This is a genomic window from Arthrobacter sp. 08Y14 (assembly GCF_002929455.1).
Classification (GTDB): domain Bacteria; phylum Actinomycetota; class Actinomycetes; order Actinomycetales; family Micrococcaceae; genus Arthrobacter_B; species Arthrobacter_B sunyaminii.
In genome coordinates this window covers 51,383-77,021 of the sequence record NZ_PJIX01000004.1, presented here as the reverse complement: position 1 = coordinate 77,021, position 25,639 = coordinate 51,383, and the positions used below count along the sequence as shown (strand labels likewise).

24 protein-coding genes are annotated in these 25,639 nt (G+C 66.4%); 12 read left to right on the top strand and 12 right to left on the bottom strand.

Going from position 1 to position 25,639, the window contains the following annotated elements:
• Positions 1–152 precede the first annotated feature (152 nt).
• Positions 153–1,736 (top strand): triacylglycerol lipase, encoded by a 1,584-nt coding sequence (locus CXR03_RS16180; RefSeq protein ID WP_104104786.1) that lies wholly within the window; start codon positions 153–155, stop codon positions 1,734–1,736.
• A gap of 188 nt (positions 1,737–1,924) precedes the next feature.
• Positions 1,925–3,559 carry an alpha-amylase family glycosyl hydrolase gene (locus CXR03_RS16175; RefSeq protein ID WP_104104898.1) on the top strand — a complete coding sequence of 545 codons (1,635 nt, stop codon included), beginning with the start codon at positions 1,925–1,927 and terminating at the stop codon, positions 3,557–3,559.
• A gap of 37 nt (positions 3,560–3,596) precedes the next feature.
• On the opposite strand, the gene CXR03_RS16170 is transcribed toward CXR03_RS16175, so the two are convergent.
• Together CXR03_RS16170 and CXR03_RS16165 are read right to left on the bottom strand one after the other, a co-directional pair.
• Positions 3,597–4,394, bottom strand: coding sequence for an SDR family NAD(P)-dependent oxidoreductase (locus CXR03_RS16170; RefSeq protein ID WP_104104785.1), 798 nt, complete (start codon positions 4,392–4,394; stop codon positions 3,597–3,599).
• A gap of 86 nt (positions 4,395–4,480) precedes the next feature.
• Entirely contained in the window at positions 4,481–5,086 is a 606-nt protein-coding gene (locus tag CXR03_RS16165) for a bifunctional 2-polyprenyl-6-hydroxyphenol methylase/3-demethylubiquinol 3-O-methyltransferase UbiG (protein WP_104104784.1), read from the bottom strand.
• Between the two features lie 106 nt (positions 5,087–5,192).
• On the opposite strand from CXR03_RS16165, the gene CXR03_RS16160 reads away from it, so the two are divergent.
• Positions 5,193–6,398, top strand: coding sequence for a hypothetical protein (locus CXR03_RS16160; protein WP_104104783.1), 1,206 nt, complete (start codon positions 5,193–5,195; stop codon positions 6,396–6,398).
• 4 nt (positions 6,399–6,402) lie between these two features.
• Here CXR03_RS16160 and CXR03_RS16155 read toward each other — a convergent pair whose 3' ends face one another.
• Entirely contained in the window at positions 6,403–6,945 is a 543-nt protein-coding gene (locus tag CXR03_RS16155; RefSeq protein WP_104104782.1) for a dihydrofolate reductase family protein, read from the bottom strand.
• 121 nt (positions 6,946–7,066) lie between these two features.
• On the opposite strand from CXR03_RS16155, the gene CXR03_RS16150 reads away from it, so the two are divergent.
• The 3 genes from CXR03_RS16150 to CXR03_RS16140 all read left to right on the top strand — a co-directional run bounded on the left by CXR03_RS16150 (position 7,067) and on the right by CXR03_RS16140 (position 9,700).
• Positions 7,067–7,708, top strand: a complete 642-nt coding sequence (locus CXR03_RS16150; protein WP_104104781.1) for a TetR/AcrR family transcriptional regulator — start codon at positions 7,067–7,069, stop codon at positions 7,706–7,708.
• A 66-nt stretch (positions 7,709–7,774) separates the two neighbouring features.
• A complete protein-coding gene (locus tag CXR03_RS16145) occupies positions 7,775–8,599 on the top strand; it encodes a histidine phosphatase family protein (protein ID WP_104104780.1) in 825 nt (274 codons plus the stop codon).
• Between the two features lie 78 nt (positions 8,600–8,677).
• Positions 8,678–9,700, top strand: coding sequence for an NADPH:quinone reductase (locus CXR03_RS16140; protein ID WP_104104779.1), 1,023 nt, complete (start codon positions 8,678–8,680; stop codon positions 9,698–9,700).
• 10 nt (positions 9,701–9,710) lie between these two features.
• Here CXR03_RS16140 and galK read toward each other — a convergent pair whose 3' ends face one another.
• The 3 genes from galK to CXR03_RS16125 are packed head-to-tail and all read right to left on the bottom strand — an operon-like array spanning position 9,711 to position 12,834.
• Positions 9,711–10,868, bottom strand: a complete 1,158-nt coding sequence (gene galK / locus CXR03_RS16135; RefSeq protein ID WP_104104778.1) for a galactokinase — start codon at positions 10,866–10,868, stop codon at positions 9,711–9,713.
• Positions 10,865–12,037 (bottom strand): galactose-1-phosphate uridylyltransferase, encoded by a 1,173-nt coding sequence (gene galT, locus CXR03_RS16130; protein ID WP_104104777.1) that lies wholly within the window; start codon positions 12,035–12,037, stop codon positions 10,865–10,867. Before galT ends, galK begins: the two co-directional genes overlap by 4 nt.
• Positions 12,034–12,834 carry a DeoR/GlpR family DNA-binding transcription regulator gene (locus CXR03_RS16125; protein ID WP_104104776.1) on the bottom strand — a complete coding sequence of 267 codons (801 nt, stop codon included), beginning with the start codon at positions 12,832–12,834 and terminating at the stop codon, positions 12,034–12,036. Before CXR03_RS16125 ends, galT begins: the two co-directional genes overlap by 4 nt.
• A 190-nt stretch (positions 12,835–13,024) precedes the next feature.
• Here CXR03_RS16125 and CXR03_RS16120 point away from each other — a divergent pair, with 190 nt between their 5' ends.
• From CXR03_RS16120 to CXR03_RS18750, 3 genes are all read left to right on the top strand, one after another.
• Complete coding sequence (locus CXR03_RS16120) at positions 13,025–14,098, top strand: DNA polymerase IV (RefSeq protein ID WP_104104775.1); 1,074 nt, start codon at positions 13,025–13,027, stop codon at positions 14,096–14,098.
• A 208-nt stretch (positions 14,099–14,306) separates the two neighbouring features.
• The gene (locus CXR03_RS16115; protein WP_258073715.1) at positions 14,307–15,842 is read left to right on the top strand and encodes an LTA synthase family protein; all 1,536 of its coding nucleotides are present in this window, start codon (positions 14,307–14,309) and stop codon (positions 15,840–15,842) included.
• 159 nt (positions 15,843–16,001) lie between these two features.
• Positions 16,002–16,130: a hypothetical protein gene (locus CXR03_RS18750; RefSeq protein WP_258060171.1), complete on the top strand. Its 129-nt coding sequence runs from the start codon at positions 16,002–16,004 to the stop codon at positions 16,128–16,130.
• Between the two features lie 51 nt (positions 16,131–16,181).
• Here the strand turns inward: CXR03_RS18750 and CXR03_RS18200 are convergent, their stop codons facing one another.
• Positions 16,182–16,376: a hypothetical protein gene (locus CXR03_RS18200; RefSeq protein ID WP_146070543.1), complete on the bottom strand. Its 195-nt coding sequence runs from the start codon at positions 16,374–16,376 to the stop codon at positions 16,182–16,184.
• 128 nt (positions 16,377–16,504) lie between these two features.
• Here CXR03_RS18200 and CXR03_RS16110 point away from each other — a divergent pair, with 128 nt between their 5' ends.
• On the top strand, positions 16,505–17,884 hold the full coding sequence (locus tag CXR03_RS16110; RefSeq protein ID WP_104104774.1) for an acetamidase/formamidase family protein: 1,380 nt from the start codon (positions 16,505–16,507) through the stop codon (positions 17,882–17,884).
• 21 nt (positions 17,885–17,905) lie between these two features.
• Here the strand turns inward: CXR03_RS16110 and CXR03_RS18380 are convergent, their stop codons facing one another.
• On the bottom strand, positions 17,906–18,058 hold the full coding sequence (locus tag CXR03_RS18380; RefSeq protein WP_181034658.1) for a hypothetical protein: 153 nt from the start codon (positions 18,056–18,058) through the stop codon (positions 17,906–17,908).
• A gap of 152 nt (positions 18,059–18,210) precedes the next feature.
• Between CXR03_RS18380 and CXR03_RS16105 the strand changes: the two genes are divergently transcribed.
• On the top strand, positions 18,211–19,668 hold the full coding sequence (locus CXR03_RS16105; protein ID WP_104104773.1) for an aldehyde dehydrogenase family protein: 1,458 nt from the start codon (positions 18,211–18,213) through the stop codon (positions 19,666–19,668).
• Between the two features lie 43 nt (positions 19,669–19,711).
• Complete coding sequence (locus CXR03_RS16100) at positions 19,712–20,485, top strand: SDR family NAD(P)-dependent oxidoreductase (protein ID WP_104104772.1); 774 nt, start codon at positions 19,712–19,714, stop codon at positions 20,483–20,485.
• Between the two features lie 40 nt (positions 20,486–20,525).
• On the opposite strand, the gene CXR03_RS16095 is transcribed toward CXR03_RS16100, so the two are convergent.
• The 4 genes from CXR03_RS16095 to CXR03_RS16080 are packed head-to-tail and all read right to left on the bottom strand — an operon-like array spanning position 20,526 to position 25,634.
• Complete coding sequence (locus CXR03_RS16095; RefSeq protein WP_104104771.1) at positions 20,526–21,968, bottom strand: amidase; 1,443 nt, start codon at positions 21,966–21,968, stop codon at positions 20,526–20,528.
• Positions 21,965–23,803 (bottom strand): ABC transporter ATP-binding protein, encoded by a 1,839-nt coding sequence (locus CXR03_RS16090; RefSeq protein WP_104104770.1) that lies wholly within the window; start codon positions 23,801–23,803, stop codon positions 21,965–21,967. Before CXR03_RS16090 ends, CXR03_RS16095 begins: the two co-directional genes overlap by 4 nt.
• Positions 23,800–24,687: an ABC transporter permease gene (locus CXR03_RS16085; protein ID WP_104104769.1), complete on the bottom strand. Its 888-nt coding sequence runs from the start codon at positions 24,685–24,687 to the stop codon at positions 23,800–23,802. The genes CXR03_RS16090 and CXR03_RS16085 overlap by 4 nt, the downstream gene beginning before the upstream one ends.
• Entirely contained in the window at positions 24,687–25,634 is a 948-nt protein-coding gene (locus tag CXR03_RS16080) for an ABC transporter permease (RefSeq protein WP_104104768.1), read from the bottom strand. Before CXR03_RS16080 ends, CXR03_RS16085 begins: the two co-directional genes overlap by 1 nt.
• Between the last annotated feature and the right edge of the window lie 5 nt (positions 25,635–25,639).

The following is a 25,639-nucleotide window of genomic DNA, read 5'->3' as shown; positions in this document are numbered from 1 at the left end:
CCGCGACGGAGCGGTCACTCACGTCACCAGCCGGCAACAACGCCTGCCCGCCGCACCCGCCGTTCGAGGCCCCTCTCTGCGCAGCCGCCTGATGGGACTTCCTTGGCCCGGGCGCACCGAGCCGAAGGCGCTGGAACATGAGGAGGAAAACGATGCATTCTTCCGGTGATGACGGCAAACTCCCGGTGATCTATGTCCGCGGGTTTGCCGGTGCAGGTTCGGCCATCAACGATGCCGTGGATGACCCGTTCTACGGGTTCAGCCAGGGATCGGTCCACGTCCGCGCTGACAGCAGCGGACGGGCCAAGTTTCATCAGTTCGAATCCCCGATGCTGCGCCTCATCAGCGACCACACCTACGAAGTGCCGGTCCACGGGGACCAATGGACGTTCCTGAACAGCGTTGACGCGGGGAGCCTGAACCCTGCTTCCGTCTGGATCCACCGGTTCTACGACGACGCCGCCACCACCTTTGCCGAGGACCCGGAGAAGTTTTCCCTCGAGGAAGCCGCCGCCAGCCTCTTTGCACTCGTCCGGCTGGTACTGGAAAAGACGGGCGCACCGAAGGTGTTTCTGGTTGCCCACTCCATGGGAGGACTGATCTGCCGCTGCATGCTGCAGCGGGTCATCCCGGAAAGCGTGGCCGCAGAGACCGGCGTGTTTGATCCCGCCGCCGGCACCAAATATGTGGCCCGGGTCTTTACCTACGCAACGCCCCACGGCGGAATCAACTTCGCCCTGGGCATGGGGCTGCTGGAACGCCTCCGTGATGCCACGGGCGTCCACGGCGCGGACATCTTCGGGCCGGACCGGATGTACGACTATTTGACCCCGCAGGCGCAGAGGCAGGAGCTGACCCGGGAAGACTTCCAGGGAACCGTCATGCCGGCGGACGGGTTCCCCGTGGAAAACCTCTTCTGCCTGGTGGGGTCCAACCCGGAGGACTATGACGTCGCCATGGGCATGTCCTCAAAAGCGGTGGGCGCCCGCAGCGACGGCCTGGTGCAAATCGACAATGCCGCGGTCAGGGGCGCACAGCTGGCAGTGGTGCACCGGAGCCACAGCGGACGGTACGGCATCGTCAACTCAGAAGAGGGATACCAGAACCTGCAGCGATTCCTTTTCGGCGATCTCAAGGTTGAAGTGGAACTGGTCGGACTTACCGTCGGAAGAGCTGCCCCGCCGGGAGTCGAGTTCCAGCTGGATGTTGGTTTGGCTATTCGCGGCCTTCCGGTCCTGGTCCACGAACAGAGCGCGGCTCATTTCTGCCCTATTCAGGTGGAGCACTGGAAGGAAGGCGACCCGATTGACTCCCCGGTTCCCCTGCTCGCCACTTTCCTGTCCTCCGCTGCGCCGCGCCCCCAGATCAACGGCAGGGAGGTCTCCACGCTCCGCCAGGCACTGAGGTTGAGGCTGATGTCCATCCGGGAGAGCGAAGGTCACTTCTTTTTCGCCGACCACCTCGAGCAAACCGAAGACTGGCAGGACACTCTGCTCGTCGACATCGAGCCTCCTTCATCCGACCGGGCCCTGCCCCGTGCCTGGGCGGCGTGGAACAGCTCCATCCCCTCTGCACTCAGGGACTGGGTTCCCGCGGAGGAGAACCTCCTGGCGGATATCGACCCCACCGCAGCCCGGTGGAAAGGCCATGTGGATGTCCCGGAATTCTCAAAGGAGCTGCTGGGCGGCACCGCCGGGATAAACCTCACCGTAACGCCCCGGAACTGGAACGACTGACCGGCCTGCAGTCCGCCCCGGAGGTGCTGTATGGCCGGCGGAGCCGGCGGCCCGGTCCGGGGAATCACGTAGACTCGCGGAAAGCCGGCCCCAATTTGAAAGATGACTCTGTGACGTTTCCTGCCAATCCGCAGCTCCAGCCCGCCGACCCCGCAACGCAGCTTTTCCCTGAGGAGTTCGCCTCCCGCATGCAGGATCCGCACTGGTGGCGGCAGGCCGCCGTCTACCAGATCTATCCGCGCAGTTTCGCGGATTCCAACGGCGACAGCATCGGCGACCTGCCGGGCATCACGTCTCGAATCCCCTACCTGCAGTCCCTGGGGGTCGACGCCGTCTGGCTCAGCCCGTTCTATCCCTCGGCGCTGGCCGACGGCGGCTATGACGTGGATGATTACCGCAACGTTGATCCCAAGCTCGGCACGCTCGAGGACTTCGACGAAATGATTGCAGCCCTCCACGCGGCCGGCATCAAGCTGATCGCGGACATCGTGCCGAACCATACGTCCAACCGCCACGCCTGGTTCCAGGAGGCGCTGGCTTCCCCGAAGGGATCGGCCGCCCGCAACCGGTACATCTTCCGCGACGGCTTGGGCCCCAACGGTGACGAACCGCCGTCGGACTGGGAGTCCGTCTTCGGCGGCCCGGCCTGGGAACGGACCGACGACGGCCAGTGGTACATGCACATCTTCGCGAAGGAACAGCCGGACCTGAACTGGGATAACCGCGAGGTCCGGGACGATTTCCTCACCACTTTGCGCTTCTGGTCCGACCGGGGCGTGGACGGCTTCCGGGTGGACGTGGCGCATGCCCTGACCAAGGACATGACCGAGCCGCTCGCGTCCAAGGCTGATCTGGGCGCGGAGAATGACAACAACAACGGCAAGCACCCGTTCTGGGACCGGGACGAAGTCCACGAAGTGTTCGCCGAGTGGCGGCAGGTGTTCAACGAATACACCCCGCCGCGCACCGCCGTGGCCGAGGCCTGGGTGCACGCCGACCGCCGCTCCCGCTACGCCAGCCCCGAAGGACTGGGCCAGGCCTTCAACTTCGACCTCCTGAAGGCCGGCTGGAACCACGCCCAGTTCCGCGACATCATCACCAAGAACCTCGCCGAAGCGAAGTCCTCCGGCGCATCCTCCACTTGGGTCTTTTCAAACCACGACGTCGTCCGCCACGCCACGCGCTACGGCCTGCCCGTCAGCGGTCCGGCCGACCCGGAGAGCCAGGACGGCTCCGCCTGGCTGATGAGCGGCGGCACGGAACCGGCGCTGGACCCCGTCCTCGGCGAGCGCCGCGCCCGTGCCGTCTCCCTGCTGATGCTGGCACTGCCCGGTTCCGCCTACCTGTATCAGGGTGAGGAACTAGGGCTGCACGAGGTGGCCGACATTGCCGACGAGCACCGCCAGGATCCCACGTTCTTCCGCAACAAGGGCGTGGACATCGGCCGCGACGGGTGCCGCGTGCCGCTGCCCTGGACCATGGAGGGCAGTTCCTTCGGCTTCGGCTCCGGCGGAGCGCACCTGCCCCAGCCCGACTGGTTCAGCGTGTACGCCGTCGAAAGTCAGGAAGATGACCCCGCCTCATCGCTCAACTTCTACCGCCGAGCCCTTGCGCTTCGCCGCGAGCTGCAGACCGGGGAGGACTTCGAGTGGATCGACGGCGCTTCCCCCGAGGTGCTGCACTTCGCCCGGCCCAACGGCTGGCAGTGCATCACCAACTTCGGATCCACTCCTGCACCGCTGCCCGCGGGAACGGTGCTGTTGAGCAGCTCTGCCCTGGCAGACGGCATGCTTCCGGGCGACACCACCGCCTGGCTGATCTGACGCTGCCGGTTATGACCGTGCCCCCCTCGGATACCCCTCACTCGTTGCCTCCGAGCAGGTAATCCACATAGTCGGGCAGCCCGCGCAGGTGGGTGCCGCCGTCGACCAGCAGGTTGATTCCCGTGATCCAGCCGGCATAGTCAGAGGCCAAAAAGACCACGGCCTTGGCCACGTCTGCCGGCTCGCCCATCCGGTCGATGGCGAAGCTGCGGTGCCAGGCGGCCTCGAAATCGGGGCTGAAGGTCCCGGCGTTCTCCGGGGTCAAGATCACCCCCGGCGACACCGTGTTGACCCGGATGCCGTGGCGGCCGGCCTCCAGCGCGGCCACTTCCGTGAACTTCGCGATGCCGGCCTTCGCTGCCGCGTAGTGGGCTGTGCCGCGTGTCGTTGCGACGGCGTCCACCGCGCCGAGATTGATGATCGCTCCGGCCGTGCCGCTGGCCCGCATGTGCGCCAGAGCCGCTTTGGTCCCGAGGAAGGTGCCTTTGAGGTGGGAGTCCACCACACCGTTCCAGTCGTCTTCGGACAGATGGGCAATGGTTTCATAGGAGTGGATGCCGGCGTTGTTCACCACGATTGCCGCTGGGGCAAGTTCGGCTTCCGCGCGCGCGTAGAGGCGTTCGACGTCGGCGGCGCTGGTCACGTCCGCGGCCACCGGAAGGACACGCCGGCCCTGATGGGCGGCCTCCAGGGTTGCCGCAGCCTCGGCCACCTCCTTATCGTGCCGCGAGGTGATCACGACGTCAGCCCCGTGCGCCATGAGGGCACCGGCCACCGCATAGCCGATGCCCTTTGACCCGCCGGTGACGATTGCTGTGCTGCCAACAAGTTCCATGGCCTGCCCTTACGAGAGAACTAATACGGTCTCTCCGAAGGCTAGCGGCGGATCCGAACCCGCCGCCACAGTGAAAGTGGAACGCGTCAGGCCCGGCCGAAGACGGCCACCAGGAAATCGGAATCCGGTTCAAACGGACGCAGATCCCAGGTGGAGAATTTCTGCTGGCACTTCAGCCCCGCCGCGGCGGCGTCCTCGAGGAAGGTCCCGAAGTCGTACCCGCGGCCGGCGCCGAAACCGGTGACCAGCCGGCCGCCGTCGGCAAGGTGGTTCCGCAGGCGGGTCAGGACTTCCTGCTGGGTCCCGGGCGCCACGAAGGTGAGAACGTTGCCGGCACAGACAATTACGTCAAACGGCTCCGCGATGCCGGCGGCGGGAAGGTCCAGTTCCGCCAGATCCTCCACCAGCCAGGGAAGACCCGGGAAATCCTGCTGCGCGGCCTCGATAAGTTCCGGATCAACGTCCACGCCGACGACGTCGTGCCCGCGGGCCGCCAGCTCGCCGCCCACCCGGCCCGGGCCGCAGCCGGCGTCCAGGATCCGTGCTCCGCGCGGCACCATGGCGTCGATCAGCCGTGCTTCGCCGTGCAGATCCGCGCCCTGCTCGCGCATTTGGGCGAACCGCGAGATGTACCAGGCGGAGTGGCCGGGCGATGAACGTTTTTGAGCTTCCCAGAGGGTTTCTTTTCGCACGCTTCCAGCCTACGCGGCGATCAGAGTGCGAGCGCCTGATCCTCTGCCCGGTTTTGCTCCGGCCGGATCGTATGCGGAGGCCTTCCGGGCAGGTAGGTTGTTCGACATGAACCCGGACCGCCTCTCACCTGCGAAAACGCGGGCCGCGCGTGCCGATGCCCTGGCCGGACGCGCAACGTACAAGTGGGCCGCCGGGTGTGCAGCGGTTTCTTTGGCTGCCTTCCTCCTGGCAGTGGGCATCCTGCTGACCGGAGCCCTTTACTGGCCGGGGGCTGACCTTGTCCGAATCCTGGCCTCGATGTTTCTCGGGCCCTTGAGCCTGACACTCTCGGCAGCGGCGCTGTCCTATCAGTCCGGCCGGCTCTCAGCACCGGAAGCCCTGCTTACCGCCGCGGCAGCAGTGCCGGGGTGGGGCTTGGCAGCAGCAGCGGTTATCAGCTGGTCCGCCGGGTTCACCGCCGCTGATGCAGGCGTCCCCCTGAACTGGTTCGAAGCGGCCACTTTGCCCATCCTGGCCCTTGCCTTGATCGCAGGGACGGCCGCTCTCCTCCCAGCCGTCAACTCTCTCTGGAATCCGAGCCGTCCCCTGGCATCCCGCACTGCACAGAGCCTCCTGCTTGCAGCGCCGGCGGCGCTGGCCCTTGTCATCGCGTTCATGGTTGGTTTCCTGTTTGCTCCGTTTGCCGCGGCCGGGCTGCTGTTTGTGGCGTTGAGAGCGGAAAGCGCGGACCCTCGGCCGATGGAACCGACCACGCGCTTCCCGGACTCCCGAAGCGTGCGGACTGCCGTCGTCGTCATTGCGGGCGGAACCCTCCTTGTTGGTTTGCTCTGCATTGGATTCGCACTGTCCGGCAGCACCTGGTCCAATCTTGCGGAGGATTCCACCGCGGCAATGAACCTCGGTCTCGCGGCGGGTGCGCTCAACGCCGTCCCGCTGACGGTGGCAGTGGGCCTGATGCTTCTGCCGCGGTTTGGCAGCGTCATTCGCTGGACAGTGCTGCTGGTGTCCGGAGCCTTCCTGTGCGAAGCAGCATCCCAGTTTGCCGGCGCGGGACACCCCTCACAGTGGCCGTTGACGCTGGCTGGAGCAGTTCTGCTCGGCTTCGGCATGGTCCTGCCCGTCAGCAAATTCGTCCCCGGACCTCCGCTGGTGCGCCTTGGCGTGACCGTTGGCGCGGGGTTCGCCGGCGCCGTCGTCGGTGTGGTCATTGTGGCTGGCGCCGGGTTTATTGCGCCGCTGGTGTCGGCGGGGCTGCTGGTGTGGTGCTTCCTTCCACAGGCGCGGCAGTATGCCGTGCTCCACCCGGCCTGACGGGTTATGAAAGGACGCGGTAGCGCAGGTGGGTTTCGCTGGCGAAAGCCGACGTTTCCAGGCGTTCCAAACGGATGCGTTTCCGCAGCCCTGCGAACAGCGGGATTCCTTCTCCCAGCAGAAGGGGCACAACATCCAATTGGATTTCATCAACGAGTCCCCGCTCAAGGCATTGTCTTGAGATGCTGCCTCCCAGCAGACTGACCCACTGGTCTCCCGCAGCATGTTTCGCGGACTCGACCGCCTGCATGATGTCGTCAACAACAAAGGCGTAGGTGACATCCCCGCGTTGAATCGGCTCGTGTGCGCTGTGAGTCATGAGGAATACGGGTACTTTCAGCATGCCGCCGTAGGGAGTTTCGCCGTCCTCTATGGTCTGTGTCTTATTCGCGCCGCCCACTACTGCGCCGATCTTTTGACACACCTCCTCCACAACCTTTTCGTCACGGGGATCAGAGGGAAATCCGAACATCCAATCCACCCCTCCCTGCGGGTCGGCCATGAATCCGTCCAGAGTCACTGTCGCATGAATGAATACCTTTGCCATGGTTCTCTTCTCCCGGTTGTGCCGTGCCGAACACGTGAGGTGAGTCAGGTGACTCACCTCACGACCATAGAAGCCTCACCGGTGGTGAGTCAATAGACTCACCACCTGTCATACTGAAGGCATGTCACGTGAGCTCCCGGTGCACCATCAGCAGGTTGCTGCCGCCAAGCGCCTGCAGATCCTGAACGCAGCCAAAGCGCTGTTCCTGAAACTCGGCTACGACCGGACCTCACTTGCCCGGGTAGCCGAGGATGCAGGAGTCTCCAAAGCCACGCTGTTCAAGCAGTTCCCCACGAAGGCTGCACTCTTTGAAGCAACCGTGCTGGCCGCAGGCGACACATCCGACGCAGAGCTGGTGGACCCGCCTGCCGGAGACATCCACGCGGGTTTGCTTGTGTTGGGCCTCGCCTACGCTGAGGTGCTGTCCCGGCCCGGCATGGCAGACCTCATCCGGGCCGTGATCGCAGAGTCCCCCCGGTTCCCGGAACTGCGCCAGCGAACTTTCAATTTCGGGACGCTGCCTGTACTTGCTGCGCTTGACCGCTTCTTCCGTTCAGTGAACGCCGCGGGAACCGGCAGCGTGAACGACCCGGTCACAGCAGCGTCGCAGTTCCTGGGCATGATCGCTTCGGAAATCTTCTGGCCCCGCCTGGTCCACAGTGAACCACCCCCCGATGCGGAAAGAACCCGGCAGGTTGTGGATCAGGCAGCGCTGACGATAGCCGCACGGTACGGGAACGCCAGGCATCCACAGACTCCGTGACGATGGTTGCCTTCATAGAATCTATATCGGTTGGATTACCCCGCCTCTACAAGGAGTACACGATCAATGGTCATGCCCCGGAACCTGTTCCTTGTCCGCCACGGACAGAGCGAAGCGAACATCATGCAGAAGGCTTCCAAAGCAGGTGATCCGAGCCTCTACACCGAGGAAACCATGACGGTTCCCGACCGGTCCTGGCGTCTCACCGAACTCGGAGTGCAGCAGGCGAAGGTGGCCGGGGCCTGGATTGCCGAACAGAACATCAAGTTCGACCGCGCCGTTGTCTCCACCTACACCCGGGCCCGTGAGACTGCCGCGATGTTGGGACTGGAGGTGCGCTGGGAGGAGAGCCGGGTCATCCGCGAGCGGTCCTGGGGCGAGATCGGTTCCATGTCGAAGCAGGATTTCGCCCGGAAGTACTCGCAGAACGCCCAGTACCGCGACAATGATCCGCTGTACTGGGCGCCTCCGGCCGGCGAATCCATTGCGAACGTCGCTGAAAACCGGGTCCGGAACATCCTTAGCACCCTGCACCGCGAGAACCCCAGGGAGAACGTCCTGATGGTGACCCACGGGGAGTTCATGTGGGCGACGCGCCTGGTGCTGGAGCGCTGGAGTGATGAAGAGTTCCTGGACCGTGATGCCGACAAGACGGAAATAATCCACAACTGCACTGTCCTGCAGTACACCTCCGCCGATCCGGAGAATCCGGACCAGGTGCACGAAAAGCTCCACCGGGTCCGCCGCAGCTGGCCGGTTCAGGTGGACGGGGAATGGACCATGTTCGTTGGCGACTGGGAAGAGTTTGACCGCAAATACTTCACCGGCGACGAGCTCCTGCAGAAGGCGGACGCAAACCGGCATTTCTTCCAGGACACGTTCGGAAACTAGCACCCTTCCGGCGGGTGCAGGGTCACGGGCAGGGCGAGATCGGGGAATAGAACGCTGACCGGAGCACTTGTACCGCCCATGAAAGCAATTGTGTACTCCGCCACAGGTCCCTCGTCCGTGCTCACACCCGTCGACCGGGACGTCGCCGCCCCGGGTCCGGGTGAAGTGCGGGTCCGCGTCGCCGTCTCCGGCGTGAATCCCACCGACTGGAAAGCGCGCGCCGCCGGCGATCCTGCGTTCCCCGAAGTGGTTCCGAACCAGGACGGCGCCGGTGTCGTTGACGCCGTCGGCGAGGGCGTCTCCGACCTGAAGCCGGGCGACCGGGTGTGGATCTACCTGGCGGCCTACGGCCGGCCGACCGGTACCGCCCAGGAGTTCACCGTCCTTCCTGCCGACCGCGCCGTGAAACTTCCCGAAGGCATTGGGTTCGACGTCGCCGCCAGCCTGGGCGTTCCGGCCATGACCGCCCACCGGGCCCTGACCGTCCATGAGTTCGGTCCGAACCGCCTGGCTCCGGGTGCGCTGGCCGGACGCATGGTCCTGGTCCAGGGCGGTGCCGGTGCAGTGGGCCACGCCGCGGTCCAGTTCGCCGTCTGGGCCGGCGCCACGGTGATCGCAACAGTCAGCAGCGATGCGAAGGCCGAGCTCGCCCGCGCCGCCGGAGCGCACCACATTGTCCGCTATCCCGACGATGCCCAGGCGGACCGGATCCGCGAAATCGCCCCCGACGGCGTGGACCAGATCGTTGAGGTCTCCCCCGCCCAGAACGCGGAACTCGACGTGAGCGTCATCGCCAATCACGGCAGCATCGCCTACTACGCGAACAACAACGGCGACGAGTTCACCGCCCCCATCGTGGCCAGCTTTGCGAAGAATGTCCGCTGGCAGGGCGTGCTGATCTACACCGTGGGAACTGAAGCCCAGCATGCCGCGGCGGAGGACATCACCGCCGCACTTCGGGACGGAGTGTTCCCGGTGGGCGAGTCCGCCGGCCTGCCGCTCACCTGGTTCCCGCTGGAAGAGACCGCAGCCGCGCATGACGCCGTCGAAAACGGCACTACCGGCAAGATCCTGATCCGCGTCGGCGACGAGACCGCTTAACCAGCGGCCGTTACGCTGCCCGTCCTGCGCCGTCGCCGGGGAGGACGCTGAAGATGGCCGGCGGGCGGAAGCCGGCGGCGGAGAATGCCTGCTCCACCGCCGCCCGGATAGCAGGAACGTCCTCAGCGCGGGCCAGCGCAATGGCTGAACCGCCGAAACCGCCCCCGGTCATGCGCGCGCCCAGCGCCCCGGCGGAGAGCGAAGCCTGAACGGCGGCGTCCAGCTCGGCGCAGGAGATTTCAAAGTCGTCGCGCATGGAGGCATGGCTGGCTGTGAGCAGGGGCCCGAGTTCGGCGGGACCCCTGCGGGTCAGCACCGCCACGGCCTCCTCCACGCGCACGTTCTCGGTGACTACGTGGCGGATCCGCCGGAACGTCTCGTCATCGAGCAGGCGCTCAGCCTGGGCCAGGTCCTCAACGGAAAGGTCCCGGAGCGCAGGAACGCCCATCGCTTCCGCACCCTGCTCGCAGGAGCGACGGCGGGCTGCGTACCCGCCCGTGGAGTGGGAGTGGCTGACACGGGTGTCGATAAGCAGCAGCTCCAGCCCGGCACCCTCCAGGTCCAGGGGAACCAGCCGTGATTCACCGGAACGGCAGTCCAGGAAGACGGCATGCCCCTCCTCCCCCAGGAGGGAGGCGGACTGGTCCATGATGCCGGTCGGGGCGCCCACCATCCGGTTCTCGGCCATCTGGCCGACGACGGCGAGTTCCCGGCGGGACACGCCCGCCTGCGAGAGGTCGTTGGCGGCGACGGCGACCGCGCACTCAAGTGCTGCGGAGGAGGAAAGCCCGGCGCCCACCGGAACCGAGGAGTCCACCAGGAGGTCCATGCCGGGGCAGCGGTGGCCGGATTGTTCCAGGGCCCACAGGACCCCCAGCGGATAGGCCGCCCAGCCTTGGACGCTGCCTTCCGACAAGTTGTCCAGGTCAACAGCAACCGGCTCATCGTCGGGTGCGAAGGTGGATGCGACACGGACCGTCCGGCCGCGGCGGACGGCGGCGGCTACGGTGGTCGAGTGTTTGATGGCGAACGGCAGGACGAAGCCGTCGTTATAGTCGGTGTGCTCCCCGATGACGTTGACGCGGCCGGGCGCGGACCACAGACCGTCCGGTTCCCCGCCGAAGCGTTCAGTGAAGGCTTCCGCGAGTTTGGCCGGCGTGGAGTTCATGCCTGGTCCTTTCGATCGGTGGCGGGACGGGCAACGGCGGGATGGGCGTTGGCACGGGACGCGGACGGAACCGCGTTGCGCAGTGACTGGGCAACGGCCTCGGGCGTGGTGTCGTTGATGAAGGCGCCCATCGCGGCTTCCGAACCGGCCAAATACTTCAGCTTGTCGGCAGCGCGGCGGGGAGAGGTCAGCTGCAGGTGCAGATAGCCCGACTGCCGGAGCACAGGATCAACCGGCGCCTGCTGCCAGGCGGCAATGTACGGAGTGGGTGTGGGGTAGAGGGCATCGATCCGGCCCAGCAGATCAAGGTAGACCGCAGTAAGTTCGTCACGCTCCTCACCGGTCAATCCCGCCAGGTCGGCAACCTGGCGGTGCGGAACCAGATGGACTTCCAGCGGCCACCGTGCAGCAAAGGGGACAAACGCGCTGAAGTGCTTCCCTTCGATGACCATCCGCTCCCCGGAACTGCGCTCGGAGGCAAGAATATGGCCCATCAGGGTCTTCGTGCCGCCGGAGGCAGCGTGGAATCTCGCTGCCCGGTCCGCCAGTGCCGCGGCCCGGGGCGGAATGAACGGATAGGCGTAGATCTGGCCGTGGGGGTGCAGCAGGGTGACTCCAATGTCCGCCCCGCGGTTCTCGAAACAAAAGACCTGCTGGATTCCGGGCATCGCGGAGAGTGCTTCGGTGCGCTGGGCCCAGGCGTCAATGACGGTTCGGGCCCGCTCGGGGCTGAGGGAACCGAAGGAGCCCTGGTGCGCCGAGTCGAAGGCGACCACTTCACACCGGCCGTACGCCGTCGCCGTCGTTCCCCACTCGGGTGAGTCCGGAAGTTCGCCGAGGTCCGGCCCGAAGGAGGGGAACCGGTTCTCGAAGACCACAACCTCGTAGTCGGCGGCGGGAATCTCCGAGAGGTTTCCGGACGTGGCGGGGCACAGCGGGCACTGATCGGCCGGAGGCAGGTGGGTGCGCGACTGGCGGTGCGCCGCCACGGCAATCCATTCACCGGAGAGCGCATCGAAGCGTGCTGTTCCGGCGGCCCCCCGTGCGGGAAGGCCCCGCTGATCCGCGGATGCTGCGTCATCGCGGTGCCGTGCGGCGCTGTGCTCGGAGGCGTCGAAGTAGATCAGTTCGCGCCCGTCGGACAGGCGGGCGGGGGTCATGAAGGTCATGGGCGCTCTTCCAGATGCGGATCTGAGACGGGATCGGTGAGGATGCGGGTGAGGGCGGAATATTCGGCGCCGGGACTGCGGTCCGTGACCAGTGCCGCAGCGGCGTCCAGCGGTGCCACCCGGGCGAGGCTGACGATGCCGATCTTCGTGGCGTCGGCGAGGAGGACAAGCCGGCCGCAGTTGCCGGCGAAGGCAGCGTTGGTTTCCGCCTCCGCGAGGTTGGGCGTGGTGATGCCGGCAGCCGCATCCACTCCGTGAGCACCCATAAAGCAAAGGTCAGCCCGCAGGGAGGAGATGGTCCGGGTGGCGAGCGGCCCCACCAGCGCCTGCGACGGCGTGAGCTGGCCTCCGGCCAGCAGCACCTCCGGTGCGCTGCCGTGCGGGGCGGCGGCCTGCAGCCGGTGGAGCTCGTTTGCCAGCGGCATCGAGTTGGTGATCACGGTCAGCCCGGGAACGGCGGACAGCAGCGGAGCCAAGGCATAGGTGGTGGTTCCGCCGGTGACGGACACGGTCATGCCTGGAGCCAGCAGGGACACCGCCGTCTGAGCGATCCGCTGCTTCGCCTCGCTGCTGCGGGTGCGGTTGGCTTCGAACCCCGGCTCCACCGAGCTGAGGCTTCCGGACCGGACCGCCCCGCCGTGGACGCGCACCAGGGCACCGCGCGCTTCGAGGGAATCGATGTCCCGGCGGACAGTCATCTCCGAAACCCTCAGGTTCAGGGCAAGGTCACTGACCCGGACAGCGGATTGGCGGTCCAGGCGGTCCAGGATGGCTGCCTGGCGTTCGGCTGCAAGCATGGTTCTCCTGCCGGGTGGATCAAAAGGACGAGTTCTCACTAAATCTCACAAAATCTACCACGTCTGAGGGGGTTGCGGACCGGGTTGCGGACCAGGGCGCAGCCGCCGGAAAGGGCCCGCCTTTCCCGGCAGCGAGGCCGGGGCCGAGAAAGCTGATGCTGATTCGGAGTGCGTGGGGCAGACTGGTCGCGTGAGCGGAAACCAGTGGGTACTGCACGTCGATCTCGATCAGTTCATTGCCGCGGTTGAGGTGCTCCGGCGGCCGGAGCTTGCCGGAAAACCGGTGATTGTGGGCGGCCGGGGTGATCCCGCGGAACGGGCCGTGGTCTCTACCGCGTCCTACGAGGCGCGGGCCTTCGGTGTGGGGTCCGGCATGCCGCTGCGGATTGCGGCCCGTAAAGTGCCCGACGCCGTGATCCTCCCGGTCGATTCCGAAGCCTACCTGGCGGCGTCCGACGTCGTCATGGCCACCCTGCGTACCCAGCCCGGCGCCGTCGTGCAGGTGCTGGGCTGGGATGAGGCGTTTGTGGGGACGCAGACGGAGGATCCCGAAAGCTACGCCCGGTCCCTTCAAGCCGCCGTCCTTGAGGACACGCAGCTGCACTGCAGCGTAGGCATCGGAGACACCCTGGTCCGGGCCAAGAATGCCACGGATCTCGGCAAACCGGCCGGCGTCTTCCGCCTCACTGCCGACAACTGGCTGGAGGTGATGGGTGACCGGCCCACGAAAGAGCTGTGGGGCGTGGGGTCCAAGATCTCCGGCCGGCTCGCCAGGCTTGGTATTTCCACCGTTGCCGAGCTCGCGGCAGCCGATCCGCAGGCCCTGGTGCCGGAGTTCGGCCCCAAGATGGGCCCCTGGTATGCCGAACTTGGGCGCGGAGACGGGTCCGCCGAGGTGGATGACACCCCGTGGGTTGCCCGCGGACACAGCCGGGAAACCACCTTCCAGCAGGACCTGACCGAGCCGGCCCAGGTGGATGAAGCTATTCGGCAGCTGACTGCGGATGTCCTGAAGGACGTGGCAGCCGAGGGTCGGCCGGTAATCGGGCTGACCCTCAAGGTTCGGTATGCGCCATTCACCACCAAGACGCACGCGCGGAAAATACCCGAGACGTTCGACACGAACGTTGTCCTGGCCAGGGCCCTGGATCTCGCCGGCGCCATCGACCCCGGCAGGCCGATACGGCTGTTGGGCCTGCGGGCCGAAATGCCACTGCCCAACAGTGCCCGCAAGGGGCACACACCGACGCGCGGCGGCTGGTAAACCAGCCGCAGACGCGCTAACGATCGGATGAATTTCCTTCACCAAACGGCTTGATGCCCGCAAAACGCCACTGTTGAACAGGTAACGTAACGGTACTAGTCTGTTACGAGCCCGAGAACGGGCTGGTTGTCAAGGAGTTTTGTCAAGGGTGCCCGGCGGGAATGCCGGTATCGGAACGCGGGGTGTCATGTCTGGCCGGATCTTTCACGTGACCCGACGGGTCGGTGCTGTCGTGGGATCGCTGCTGGTCTACGTCCTGATCTGGCTGGGGCTTGCACTCCTCATCGCCGCGGCCGGCATCCGTTTCTACTGGGGCGAGATTTCGGTGGGCCAGATGCTCCTGAACCTGGTGTCCGTGGAGACCGACGGCGGAGGCGGAGCGATCGTCTGGGCCGGCATCCTGGGGATCGGGGTCGTGCCCGCGCTCATCACGGTGGCGATCGCCTTCTGGCGGCATTCCCGGCGGCGCAAACGCCACCGCGCCGGTCAGGGCATGCTCCCCCGCCGCAAGCAATGGATCCTGCGCAGCATCTCCACGGTTCTGGTGTCCGCGGTGGTTGTCGGCGGTACCACCGCCTTCAGCACCACGGTGGGCGTGGCGGATTACATCAAGGCGAGCCAGTCCCCGTACGACGTCGGTGATTACTATGTGGAGCCCACAGTCACCGACAACACGGACAAGCGCAACCTGGTGCTGATCTACCTGGAGTCCGGTGAGGCCACCCTCGCTGACGACCAGCTGTTCGAAAAGGACGCGTTTGTGCCGCTCAAGGAAGCCACTGCGGCCGAAGAGGGCTGGCAGAGTGTCGACGACCTGCAGCAGTACAAGGGCGGGGGCTGGACCATGGCCGGTCTCGCCTCGACCCAGTGCGGTGTTCCCCTGAAGGGCGCAGGCTTCGGTTCAGACAGCGGATCCTCACCCAAGGTCGATGAAGACGCCGACACCTACCTTGGCGGAATCACCTGCCTGGGTGATGTCCTGGACGAACAGGGCTACACCAGTGTCTTCATGGGCGGTGCCAGCTCCTCCTTCGCCGCAAAGGACACGTTCCTGAGCAGCCACGGCTACTCCGAGGTGAAGGGTCTTGCGGACTGGCGCGCTGCCGGCGAACCGGAAAACAGCTTCCGCAGTGACTGGGGCCTGAGCGATGAGCGGCTCATGGCCAACGCCAAGGCAAAAGTTGATGAGCTGCACGCCGAATCCGAAAGGACCGGCCAGCCGTTCAATCTGTCGATGCTGACGCTGGACACCCACGAGCCGGTGCACATTTATGACTACTGCGACGTAGATACCCAGAACGAGGTCACTTCCGCGTTCCACTGCTCCATGACGCAGGTGGCGGGATTCCTGGGGCACATGAAGGACCAGGGATACCTTGAGGACACCGCCGTCGTCATCATGGGCGACCACCTCAAGCACATGAGTGCCGGTGACGCCTTCCACGAACAGCTGGATTTCCACGAGAACCGCACCATCTTCAACCGGATCTGGATTCCGGGACAGGACAAGACCATCCAGCAGCGGCCCGGCGTGGACCAGCTGAGCATGTACCCCACAGTGCTGGAAGCCGCCGGCTTGACGCTGCAGGATCATGAAGCAGGGCTGGGCGTGTCAGCCTTCTCGCCGGGCATCCCGGCCGGGTCAGCGCAGGCCAAGGAAGCTGCCACCTACGCAGAGCTGCTGGACTCGCATTCCCCGCTGTTCTACGCGCAGGCGTGGGCGGGCAAGGTAGCGTCCCAGTAACGCGTGTCCGCCGTTCGCAGCGGCGTGATCGTCGCCGGCTGAGTCCAGATCCAAAGCCAACGGGGGTGGTACTCGCCGCTCCCCGGGTGGAGGATGGGGCATGTCAGACCGAGGCCGCTAACTGTGCTGCCTTGGACCTCGAAGGAAAGGCAAAATCCCATGGCTGATTTGGGCGGAATGGCAGACAAGGCGAAGGACGCGGCCAAGGATCACCCGGAGCAGGTTGATCAGGCCAAGGACAAGGTCAAAGACAAAATGGACGGCAATAAAGACGACGACCAGAAGTAGAGAACACGTAAAAGCGGGCCATTCCCATGCGGGATGGCCCGCTTTTTCAATTCAGCGCAGGGGCCGCGCACGGCTGCTGTAACCGCGCACCGGCAGCACCAGCAGACCGGCGGCGCAAACCATCGCAATCCACTCGCCCGTGGCCAGACTTACCCATAATCCGAGACCGATGATGAGCAGGCAGTAAACCACCGGCACCATCAAGGTGGGCTGCCTTTTGCGTGTCTGATTTGGTTTCGACCCCATGGACGGAGCTTAACGGGCGAGGTCCGGGGCGTCCAGCAACACGATCACGCATCGCGCGTTCATCCGCTGGAAACAGCACCGAAACTCCGGCTGTCTACCTTGAAGGGCAACAGCTACAGGAGGACACGATGAACAGAATGCTGATCGGACGCGAGGCCGCCGAGGTACTGACCAAGGGACTGGGCCGCCGGGGATTCCTGGGTGCCGCGGCCGGGCTTGGAGCCCTAGCCGTCACCACCGGCTGCACTGCGCAGGCAGCCCAGAGTCCTTCCGTGTCAGAAGCTCCGGGTACCGGCACACCGAACCCTTCTCAGGCACAGCCAAACGAAATCCTGCAGCCGCACTCGGGAAACATCCCCGGCGACCACTATCTCGCTTCCACCCCCGACGACGTGCTCTGGGGCTACGTGCCCACCGTGCATGCCACGCCCGTGGCGCGAATGAAATCCGGCCAGACCATCACCATCGATGCCCTCTCCCATGAAGGAATCCTCGAGGACCAGGGACGGGATCCGCTGACCTTCTTCGGCAGCCACGGCGTCGAGAAGAACGGCGTGCTGCAGGACGCCGTCGACATTGCCGCCGGCTACAACCGCACACCGCGGAACTTTGATGCCGACGGACCGCATGTGGTCACCGGCCCCGTTGCCGTGGAGGGCGCCGAGCCCGGGGACGTGCTCAAAATCGAAACCCTCGACGCCATTCCCAGGGTGCCGTACGGCGTCGTGTCCAGCCGGCACGGCAAGGGTTCCCTCGCCCTGCAGAAGGGCCCGGCCGCTCCCGACGGCATCACGCTGGAGGAAGTCATGCCGCCGGCCGCCACGGACAACCGTGCTTCAGGCATCCCGACCGATTATCACAACGTCTCGGTTTTCACTGCGATCGAGGACGGCAAGGGCGTGATGACCAGCGGCGACATGAAGGTGCGCTTTCCGCTCCGCCCGTTCATGGGCATGATGGGTGTGGCCTTCGCCGAAAGCAGCGGACTGACCGATCCGGAGGCCAACTCGGTGCCGCCCACCCTTGGCGGCGGCAACATCGACATCCGCCACCTCGGCCCCGGCTCCACCTTCTACTTGCCGGTGAAGGCCGACGGCGCACTCTTCTATGTGGGTGATCCGCACATGGGCATGGGCGACGGCGAAGTGGCCCTGACCGCGATGGAAGGATCGCTGCGCGGCACGTTCCGCCTGACCGTCTGCAAACCCGGTGCCGGGGACGCACCGGAACTGGCCCACCGGTATCCGTTCGGCGAGACCGCCGACGCATGGATTCCCATCGGGCTGTCCGACCCCGACGGCCTGGGCGGCGGCGGGGTCAGCAGCGACCTGAATGTGGCCATGCGACGGGCCGTGGTCAACGCTCTGGACTTCCTACAGCAGGAGAAGGGCATGGACCGGGCCGTCGCCTACGCGTACCTGTCCGCAGCCGCTGACTTTGCCGTGTCCCAGGTGGTGGACCGGACCGTGGGCGTGCACGGGCTGATCCGCAAGGCGGACTTCAGCTAACGGCGGCTCTCCTGTCCGAGACTACCGGCGCCGGACCTCAAACCACTTGCCCTTGGTTGCCGGCGGGTACTTTCCGGCATTGGACTTGCTGAACCGCCGCACGAGAACTCCAGCCACGACCAGGAAGATGATTGTCGCGGCGACTATGACAAGAAGTGCTGTTTCCGGTGCCATAACGTCCTTCCGTCCATTTACAGGCCAGCAGTCGAACAACCTATCAAACCGTTGACCCCTGACCTCCGGGCCGATACCGTCACTGTACTGGCCTGACCAGTTAGCTTGGAACCGCTTGGATTGTCCGCAAAAGTCCCCCACGCACGGGAGCCATCGTGATATTTGCGCCGCCCTACCCCGACGGACTTCCTCTGGGATCCGGAGTCCATGAGTGGGCCCCGTGCCCGGAAAGCTCTCTGATCTCCTTCCCCTATGACGGCACTGCGGTGGCTTCGGCGCCGGTGGCTTCGATGGAGCATGCCGGGCAGGCCCTGGATGAAGCAGCCGCAGCCTTCTTGGTCACAGCCAAGCTCAGTACCGGAACCCGGCGGGCGCTGCTGATGGACATCCATGACGCGCTCTCCCGGGAAGCGACGGCGATGGCCGACCTGCTGGTTCTGGAAACCGGCAAGCCGCTGGTCGACTGCCGCACCGAAGTCCAGCGCACCCTCGCCACCTGGTCTGCCGCCGCAGAAGAGACGGCACGCATCCACGGAGAAACCGTTCCCCTGGATCTGCAGCCCCAGGGGGAAGGGATGCTCGGCTACTTCACCCGGCGGCCGGCCGGAGTCGTCGTCGGCATTGCCGGCTTCAACTACCCGCTGCTGCTGGCCAGCCACAAGCTGGCCCCGGCGATCGCCGCCGGCTGCCCCGTCATCATCAAACCGTCCCCCGATACGCCGCTGACCACGCTCTGGGCCGTCCATCTCATCCGGACAGTCCTCCACAAGCACGGCGTGACACCGGCTGCTGTCCAGCTGGTCACCGGAGGGCCCGACGTCGGTGCTGCGTTGGTGAGCGATCCGAGGGTCGCCGTCGTCTCCTTCACCGGTTCCGCCGCAGTTGGCCACCGGATCGCGAAAGCAGCTGCGCCGCGCAAAACGGTCCTGGAGCTGGGCTCCAACACCGGGCTGATTGTTGCCGAGGATGCTGTCCTGGACGATGCGGTGGACGCCGTCATCCGCGGCGGTTTCTACGCCAACGGGCAGGCCTGCATTTCGGTCCAGCGCGTGGTCCTGGCCGAGCCGATCGCTGACGAGTTCGAACGGCGGCTGCTCGCCCGGTTGCCCGAAGTGGTGGTGGGCGATCCCCGCGATGAAGCTACCCGTCTGGCGCCGCTCATCAACACCGCGGCCGCAGAGCGGGTGCTGGGGTGGATCAAGGAGGCGGTGTCCGCCGGGGCACGGCTGGTTGCCGGCGGCGGCGCCGAGGGCCGGAGCATCGCCCCCACAGTCCTGGCCGATGTACCCCATGACTGCAGTGTGTGGAGCGAGGAGATCTTCGGACCGGTGGTGTGCCTTGAACGCGTTTCCGGGATGGCTGAAGCGATCGCCACGGTGAACGATTCCCGGTACGGCCTGCAGGCCGCTGTGTACACCGCGTCGCTTCAGCACGCGTTCCAGGCCATTGAGCAGCTCGACGTCGGCGGCGTGGTGGTCAATGAGATCCCGGGGTTCCGCTCGGACATCATGCCCTATGGCGGCGTGAAGGACTCCGGGATCGGCAGGGAGGGGCCGCGGTTTGCCATCGAGGAATTCACGGTCACCCGCATGGCGATGATCCGCCCCTGACCCCGGCCGCACACCAGCATTCCCCTCAGCGATAGGACCCCTGATGACGAACTACTCGGAACTGTTCGACCTGGCCGGACGGCGCGTGCTGGTGGTGGGAGCCGGCAGCGGGATTGGCCGGGAGTCCGCCCTGGCGCTGGCGGCCCACGGTGCCAAGGTGGTGTGCGCGGACCGGGACGCGGCTTCCGCGGCAGAGACGGCGGACTTGATCGGCGCAGCCGGGGAACCGGCGGTGCTCGATGTGCTGGATCCGTACGCCGTTCAAGCGGCCGCTGAGCAATACGCCGATTGCGCGGCCCTGGTGTTTACGGCCGCCACGAATGTCCGCAAGCGGATTGCCGACTACACCCTGGAGGAATTTGACCGGGTGATGAACCTGAACCTGCGGGCCTCCTTCTCGCTGCTGCAGGCTTTCGCACCGCGGATGGCGGCCAACGGAGGCGGAAGCATCATCGGGTTTTCCTCGATCCGCGCCTCGGTGGTGGAGCCCGGCCAGAGCGTTTACGCGGCCAGCAAGGCCGGTCTGGTCCAGCTGGCACGCACCGCCGCGGCTGAGTTCGGTCCTGCGGGGGTCCGCGTCAACGTCATCGCTCCGGGTGTGGTGGAGACGCCGCTGACCGCGCAGATCAAGGAGAATCCGGACTGGTACGGAGCCTATGCGGCGAAGAGCGCCCTGGGCCGCTGGTCCCGGCCCGAAGAGCTGGCCGGCGCCGTGGTCTACCTGGCGTCGGACGCTTCCACCTTTGTCACGGGCTCGGTACTGACGGTCGACGGCGGCTGGACCGCCGTCGACGGCCGCTTCGATCCTCCGGCCTGATTCCGGGCTCGCTTCGGCCTGGTTCAGAGCTAAGTCCGATTCAGGCCAAGGCTGTCCAGTTCGGAGTTGAAGACACCGGCCGCGCCGCTTCATACCAGGCCGCAACCCGCAGCAGCTCCGCATCGCTGCCCACCGCTCCGGCAAGCTGCAGACCGATGGGTCTGCCGTTCGCCGTGAATCCGCAGTTCACTGTGGCAGCCGGATGGCCGGACATGTTGTACGGCACGGTGAATCCGATGTGGCCCATGGTCCGCCCGGGGTCAGGCACGGGCATGGGCTGTTCAGCGGGGAACGCCGCCATGGGTGCCACTGGTGAGAGGACGACGTCGTAAGGCGCGACGGCGAGCGCCGTCGCCTGCTGCATCCGTCCGATGCTGTGGAAATTCCGGATGGTCTGGCTGCCCGAGACGTCGGCGCCGCGGGAGCACCAGCGGACGATGTAATCCAGGACCAGCTCCCGGTGCGCGGGTTCCAGTTCCTCCAAATCGGCATAGGACCGGGTGCGCCAGAATTCGTCGAGCCCGTGCAGCATGTCCTCATCGATGAAGGGGGCAAGGATTTCCACCGCGGCTCCGGCCTGCTCAAACAGCGCGGCCGCCGTCTGCACCGCCGCCAGCACTTCGGCGTCGGGTGCCTCCCCGCACCCGGCGTCCAGCTGCAGCGCAACGCGCAGCGGCGCCGGATCCGCCGGCTCCGCGCTCCACTGCTGGGGTGGGAACGGCCGGGTGGTGTAATCCCGGGGGTCAGGCCGTGCCACCAGCCCCATCAGGACGGCGGCGTCCGCCACCGTGCGTGCCAGCGGGCCCGCTGCCCGGCCGGTGTACGGCGCATCGAGCGGGACCAGTCCGGCGCTGGGCTTCAGCGTGGCCAGCCCCTGCCAGGTTCCGGGCAGCCGGATGGATCCGCCAATGTCGGTGCCCACATGCAGCGGACCGTATCCGGCAGCCGCCGCACTGCCGGCTCCGGCGCTGGAGCCTCCCGTTGTCCAGGCCGGATTCCAGGCGCTGCGCGACACCCCGTGCAGGCTGGACACTCCGGAGGAGAGCATGCCCCAGTCCGGCATGGTGGTGGAGCCGAGAATGACCACCCCCGCTTCCAGGAGCCGGTCCGTGACGGGAGCGTTCCCGGCCGGCATCGGCGGATCGGGCAGGGCCGTCCCCGACGGTTTGGGGATGCCGGCCCGGGAAATGTTCTCCTTGATGCTGCAGGGCACACCGTCGTATGCGCTGCGGGAGGATCCCGTCCGCCACCGTTCGGCGCTGTCCCGGGCCTGGCGCAGGACGTCCTGCGGATCAAACCGGTAGAACGCGTTCAGCTCCGGCTCCCGCTCCCGGATCCGTTCGATGACCGCTTCTGCCACCTCCACCGGGGTCAGGGTTCCGGCGGCATACGCGCTGCTGAGCTCGGCGGCGGAGAGGTCGTGGAGGCCCCGGCTGCGCGGGGTGCCCTCCTGCTGCGGTGATTGATTGGCCGTCTCCGTCATTTTCCCTCTCCCTGACTGGTCAGTTCTTCCCGGCTGTCCATCGCCCGCCCGGCGAGTTCCGTCCGCAGCGACATCGAGGACGCCACCAGCGTCCGGGTGTACTCGTGCTGCGGGTCCTCGTAAATCTGCTCCGTCGGGCCGCTTTCCACAATGAGCCCCTGGTTCATCACCACCACGTTGTCGCAAAGATGCCGCACGACGGCGAGATCATGGGACACGAACACCAGGGTCAGGTTGTACCGGTCCACCAGATCCGAGAGCAGGTTCAGCACCTGTGCGCGCACTGAAACGTCCAGGGCACTCACCGGTTCGTCGGCAACCAGGATGCGCGGCTCTCCGATCAGGGCCCGGGCAATGGAAATGCGCTGGCGCTGTCCGCCGGAGAACTGGTGCGGAAAGCGGTCCGCCGCTTCGGGCGGAAGGTCAACGGCCCGGAGCATTTCGGCCGCGCGTTCGGCATGCCTGCCGCGGCGCGCCGTTTCCCCCGGCAGCAGCAGCGGTTCCGTGATGATGTCCCTCACCCGCATCCGCGGATCCAGCGATCCCATGGGGTCCTGGAAAACAATCTGAAGCTCGCGGCGCAGCTGGCGCAGTTCGTTTTCCCGGGCCCCGGCCACCTCGTTTCCGGCAACTTTGACGCTGCCGGACGTGGGCTGGTCCAGTCCGGCCAGGATTCGCAGCAGCGTGGACTTGCCGGACCCGGACTCTCCCACCACGCCGAACCGCTGCCCTGCAGCCACCTCAAACGAGATGCCCCGCAGCGCCTGCACCTCGGCGGGCGCACCAAAGAGCGAGGTGCGGCCGCGCCGGTAGGTGCGCACCAGGTCCCGCACACTGATCAGCGGCTCGACGGCGCCGTCGTTCCCTTCGCGGTCAGGCTGGCCGGCGCGCGTGGCCGGGGCGGGCGCGCTAGGGCGGTCAGGCAGCGAAGGTACCTCAGGCAGCGCGGGCCGCGTCTCCGCCGTCGCCCCTTCGGCTGGCGGGGATGCGATCTTCGGCGGTACATAGGCGTCGGCCGAGGCCACCGTGAACAACCGGCCGTCACTGTCCGTCGCCTCCAGGTCCGAGGCCGCCAACAGCCCCCGGGTGTAGGCGTGGGCGGGCCGGGTCAGTACCTGTTCGGTGGTTCCCTCTTCCACCACGCGGCCCTTGTTCATGACCAGGACGCGGTCACAGACGCTGGCCACTACGGACAGGTCGTGGGTGATGAAGAGCAGTCCGGTGTCGCGCCGGCTCACGGATTCCAGGATGAGGTCCAGGACCTGGCGCTGCACGGTCACGTCCAGGGCCGTGGTCGGCTCGTCACAGAGCAGGACCGCCGGATCATTGGCCAGCGCCATGGCCAGCATGGCGCGCTGCCGCTGTCCGCCGGAGAGCTGATGCGGATACGCCCGCGCGGCTTCCGCGGGATCGGGCAGCCGAACGGAGGCCAGCATCTCCACGGCTTTCGCGGCAGCCGCCCGCCGGTTGGGCACCGTGCGGTGTTTGAGCATCACCTCGGCCACCTGCGGCCCCACCTTCATGAGCGGGTTGAGGGCGCTCATGGGTTCCTGGAACACCATGGTCATCGCGTTGCCGCGGATCCGCTGCATCTGGCTGTCCCGGGCCCCCACCAGGTCATGGTCGGTTCCGGCCAGCCGGATGGAGCCTGTGGCGGAGACCCCCTCCGGCAGCAGTCCCATCAGGGCGGTGGCAGTCATGGACTTGCCGGACCCAGACTCGCCGATCAGTCCCACCCGTTCACCGGTGCCCAGCGCCAGGTTGAAGCCGTCCACCAGCGTGCGCTCTCCGGCGGACACCCGGAGGTCCCTAACGTCCAGCAGACGTTCACTCATCGCCGAGCCTCCCCGTTCAGCTTGGGGTCAAACCGGTCGCGCAGCCCGTCTCCCAGCAGGTTGAAGCCCAGGACCGCCAGGGCAATGGCAGCTCCCGGCCAAATGGCGAGCGCCGGAAAGGTGCCCAGGAACTGCTGGGATTCCTGCAGCATCCGGCCCCAGGAGGGAATCGGCGGCGGCGTACCGAGTCCCAGGAAGGACAGTGCCGCTTCCGCCAGGACGGCCAGGGCAAACGTGACGGAGCACTGGACCACCAGCACCCCCGCAATGTTCGGGAGCACATGCCGGCGGGCGATGCGCAGTGCGCTCTGGCTGGAGGCGCGGGCGGACAGGACATATTCGGTGCTCATCACCTGCAGGGTTCCGCTGCGCGCCACCCGTGCGAAGCCCGGGATTGAGCCGATGCCAATGGCGACCATCGCCGTCGTCGTCCCCGCCCCAAACACCGCGCCGAACATGATGGCAACCAGCAGGGCAGGAAACGCCATCAGGATGTCTGCGGCGCGCATGCTGATCTCCTCGGCCGCACCGCCGCGCATTCCGGCCAGGATGCCCAGCGGCGTTCCGATGAGAAGGGCAATGCCGACGGAGATCAGGCCCACCAGCAGGGTGATCCGGGCGCCGTAGAGGATTCCCGAAAACACGTCCCTGCCGTAGCGGTCGGTTCCCATCAGGTGCTCCGCGCTGGAGCCGAGCAGCCGGTCCCCGGGTACGGCCCGGACCGGATCGTACGGTGTCCAGAAAAAGGAGAGGAGGGCGGCTGCGACGACGACGGCCACCAGTGCCGCGCCGATCAGCAGGGTGGGCGACGGTTTGCCGCGGCCGGGACGCCCGACGGGGACCGGAGCGGCTCCGGTGAGGGCAGCCGGGGTGAGATCGCTCATCAGGCCTTCTTCCGGATTCGGGGATCCAACACGGTGTACAGGACATCCACCAGCAGGTTGATGGTGAGGGTGATGGCCACCAGCACCATGACCACGGACTGCACGGTCAGCAGGTCCCGGTTGCCCACCGCGTCCAGGAGCAGGGAGCCCAGCCCGGGGATGACGAAGACGCGCTCAATGACCACGGCGCCGATGATCAGCGCGGCCAGCTGCACCCCGGTCACCGTAAGCACCGGAATGGCGGCGTTGCGCAGGCCGTGCTTCACCAGCGCTTCGGTCCGCCCCAGCCCTTTGGCGCGGGCGGTGCGCAGATAGTCCTCGCTCATGATCTCCAGGACCGCGGACCGCACGTACCGGGTGAGGATGGCACCCTGGACGGAGGCCAGGGCGAGCACGGGCAGGAATACCCGGCGAAGGAAGTCACCGAAGTCCTCCCCCGGCGGCGTCCAGCCGTTGGCCGGGAACCAGCCCAGCCCGACGGCGAACACCACCACCAGGAGGATGGCTGCCAGGAACCCGGGAATGGCCACGCCCACCTGGCTCAGGCCGCTGAGCAGGATGCCGCTGATCCGGCGGTGGTTCACGGCCATCAGGGTGCCCAGCGGAACGGCGATCAGCAGGGCAACCGCCATGGCCAGGCCCACCAGGATCAGGCTGACCTGCACCCGGTCCAGGATCAGCGGCGTGATGTCCTGGCGGGTGACGTAGCTGGTGCCGAAATCTCCGCGGAACAGGCCCAGCGTCCAGTCAAAGTACTGCACCGGCAGGGGCCGGTCAGTGCCGAACTCCGCCCGGGTTTGCTCGAGCAGCTCCGGTGTGGCGTTGACGCCCAGCGCAATCTGCGCCGGGTCGCCGGGGACGGCACGCATGAAGATGAAGACCGCCACCGTGGCCACCAGGAAGGTGACGGCGAACCGTGCCGCGTTGATGAGCAGCCTGATGCCCATGCGTG

Excerpts from the sequence above, each read along its gene's own strand:
- CXR03_RS16110 (WP_104104774.1), top strand. The coding sequence starts at position 16,505 with ATGAACAGAATGCTGATCGGACGCGAGGCCGCCGAGGTACTGACCAAG.
- CXR03_RS16170 (WP_104104785.1), bottom strand. The coding sequence starts at position 4,394 with ATGGAACTTGTTGGCAGCACAGCAATCGTCACCGGCGGGTCAAAGGGC.
- CXR03_RS16090 (WP_104104770.1), bottom strand. The coding sequence starts at position 23,803 with ATGAGTGAACGTCTGCTGGACGTTAGGGACCTCCGGGTGTCCGCCGGA.
- CXR03_RS16145 (WP_104104780.1), top strand. The coding sequence starts at position 7,775 with ATGGTCATGCCCCGGAACCTGTTCCTTGTCCGCCACGGACAGAGCGAA.
- galK (WP_104104778.1), bottom strand. The coding sequence starts at position 10,868 with ATGAACTCCACGCCGGCCAAACTCGCGGAAGCCTTCACTGAACGCTTC.
- CXR03_RS16095 (WP_104104771.1), bottom strand. The coding sequence starts at position 21,968 with ATGACGGAGACGGCCAATCAATCACCGCAGCAGGAGGGCACCCCGCGC.
- CXR03_RS16125 (WP_104104776.1), bottom strand. The coding sequence starts at position 12,834 with ATGCTTGCAGCCGAACGCCAGGCAGCCATCCTGGACCGCCTGGACCGC.
- CXR03_RS16175 (WP_104104898.1), top strand. The coding sequence starts at position 1,925 with ATGCAGGATCCGCACTGGTGGCGGCAGGCCGCCGTCTACCAGATCTAT.
- CXR03_RS18380 (WP_181034658.1), bottom strand. The coding sequence starts at position 18,058 with ATGGCACCGGAAACAGCACTTCTTGTCATAGTCGCCGCGACAATCATC.
- CXR03_RS18200 (WP_146070543.1), bottom strand. The coding sequence starts at position 16,376 with ATGGGGTCGAAACCAAATCAGACACGCAAAAGGCAGCCCACCTTGATG.
- CXR03_RS18750 (WP_258060171.1), top strand. The coding sequence starts at position 16,002 with ATGGCTGATTTGGGCGGAATGGCAGACAAGGCGAAGGACGCGGCCAAG.
- CXR03_RS16080 (WP_104104768.1), bottom strand. The coding sequence starts at position 25,634 with ATGGGCATCAGGCTGCTCATCAACGCGGCACGGTTCGCCGTCACCTTC.
- CXR03_RS16085 (WP_104104769.1), bottom strand. The coding sequence starts at position 24,687 with ATGAGCGATCTCACCCCGGCTGCCCTCACCGGAGCCGCTCCGGTCCCC.
- CXR03_RS16155 (WP_104104782.1), bottom strand. The coding sequence starts at position 6,945 with ATGGCAAAGGTATTCATTCATGCGACAGTGACTCTGGACGGATTCATG.
- CXR03_RS16100 (WP_104104772.1), top strand. The coding sequence starts at position 19,712 with ATGACGAACTACTCGGAACTGTTCGACCTGGCCGGACGGCGCGTGCTG.
- CXR03_RS16150 (WP_104104781.1), top strand. The coding sequence starts at position 7,067 with ATGTCACGTGAGCTCCCGGTGCACCATCAGCAGGTTGCTGCCGCCAAG.
- CXR03_RS16180 (WP_104104786.1), top strand. The coding sequence starts at position 153 with ATGCATTCTTCCGGTGATGACGGCAAACTCCCGGTGATCTATGTCCGC.
- galT (WP_104104777.1), bottom strand. The coding sequence starts at position 12,037 with ATGACCTTCATGACCCCCGCCCGCCTGTCCGACGGGCGCGAACTGATC.
- CXR03_RS16140 (WP_104104779.1), top strand. The coding sequence starts at position 8,678 with ATGAAAGCAATTGTGTACTCCGCCACAGGTCCCTCGTCCGTGCTCACA.
- CXR03_RS16160 (WP_104104783.1), top strand. The coding sequence starts at position 5,193 with ATGAACCCGGACCGCCTCTCACCTGCGAAAACGCGGGCCGCGCGTGCC.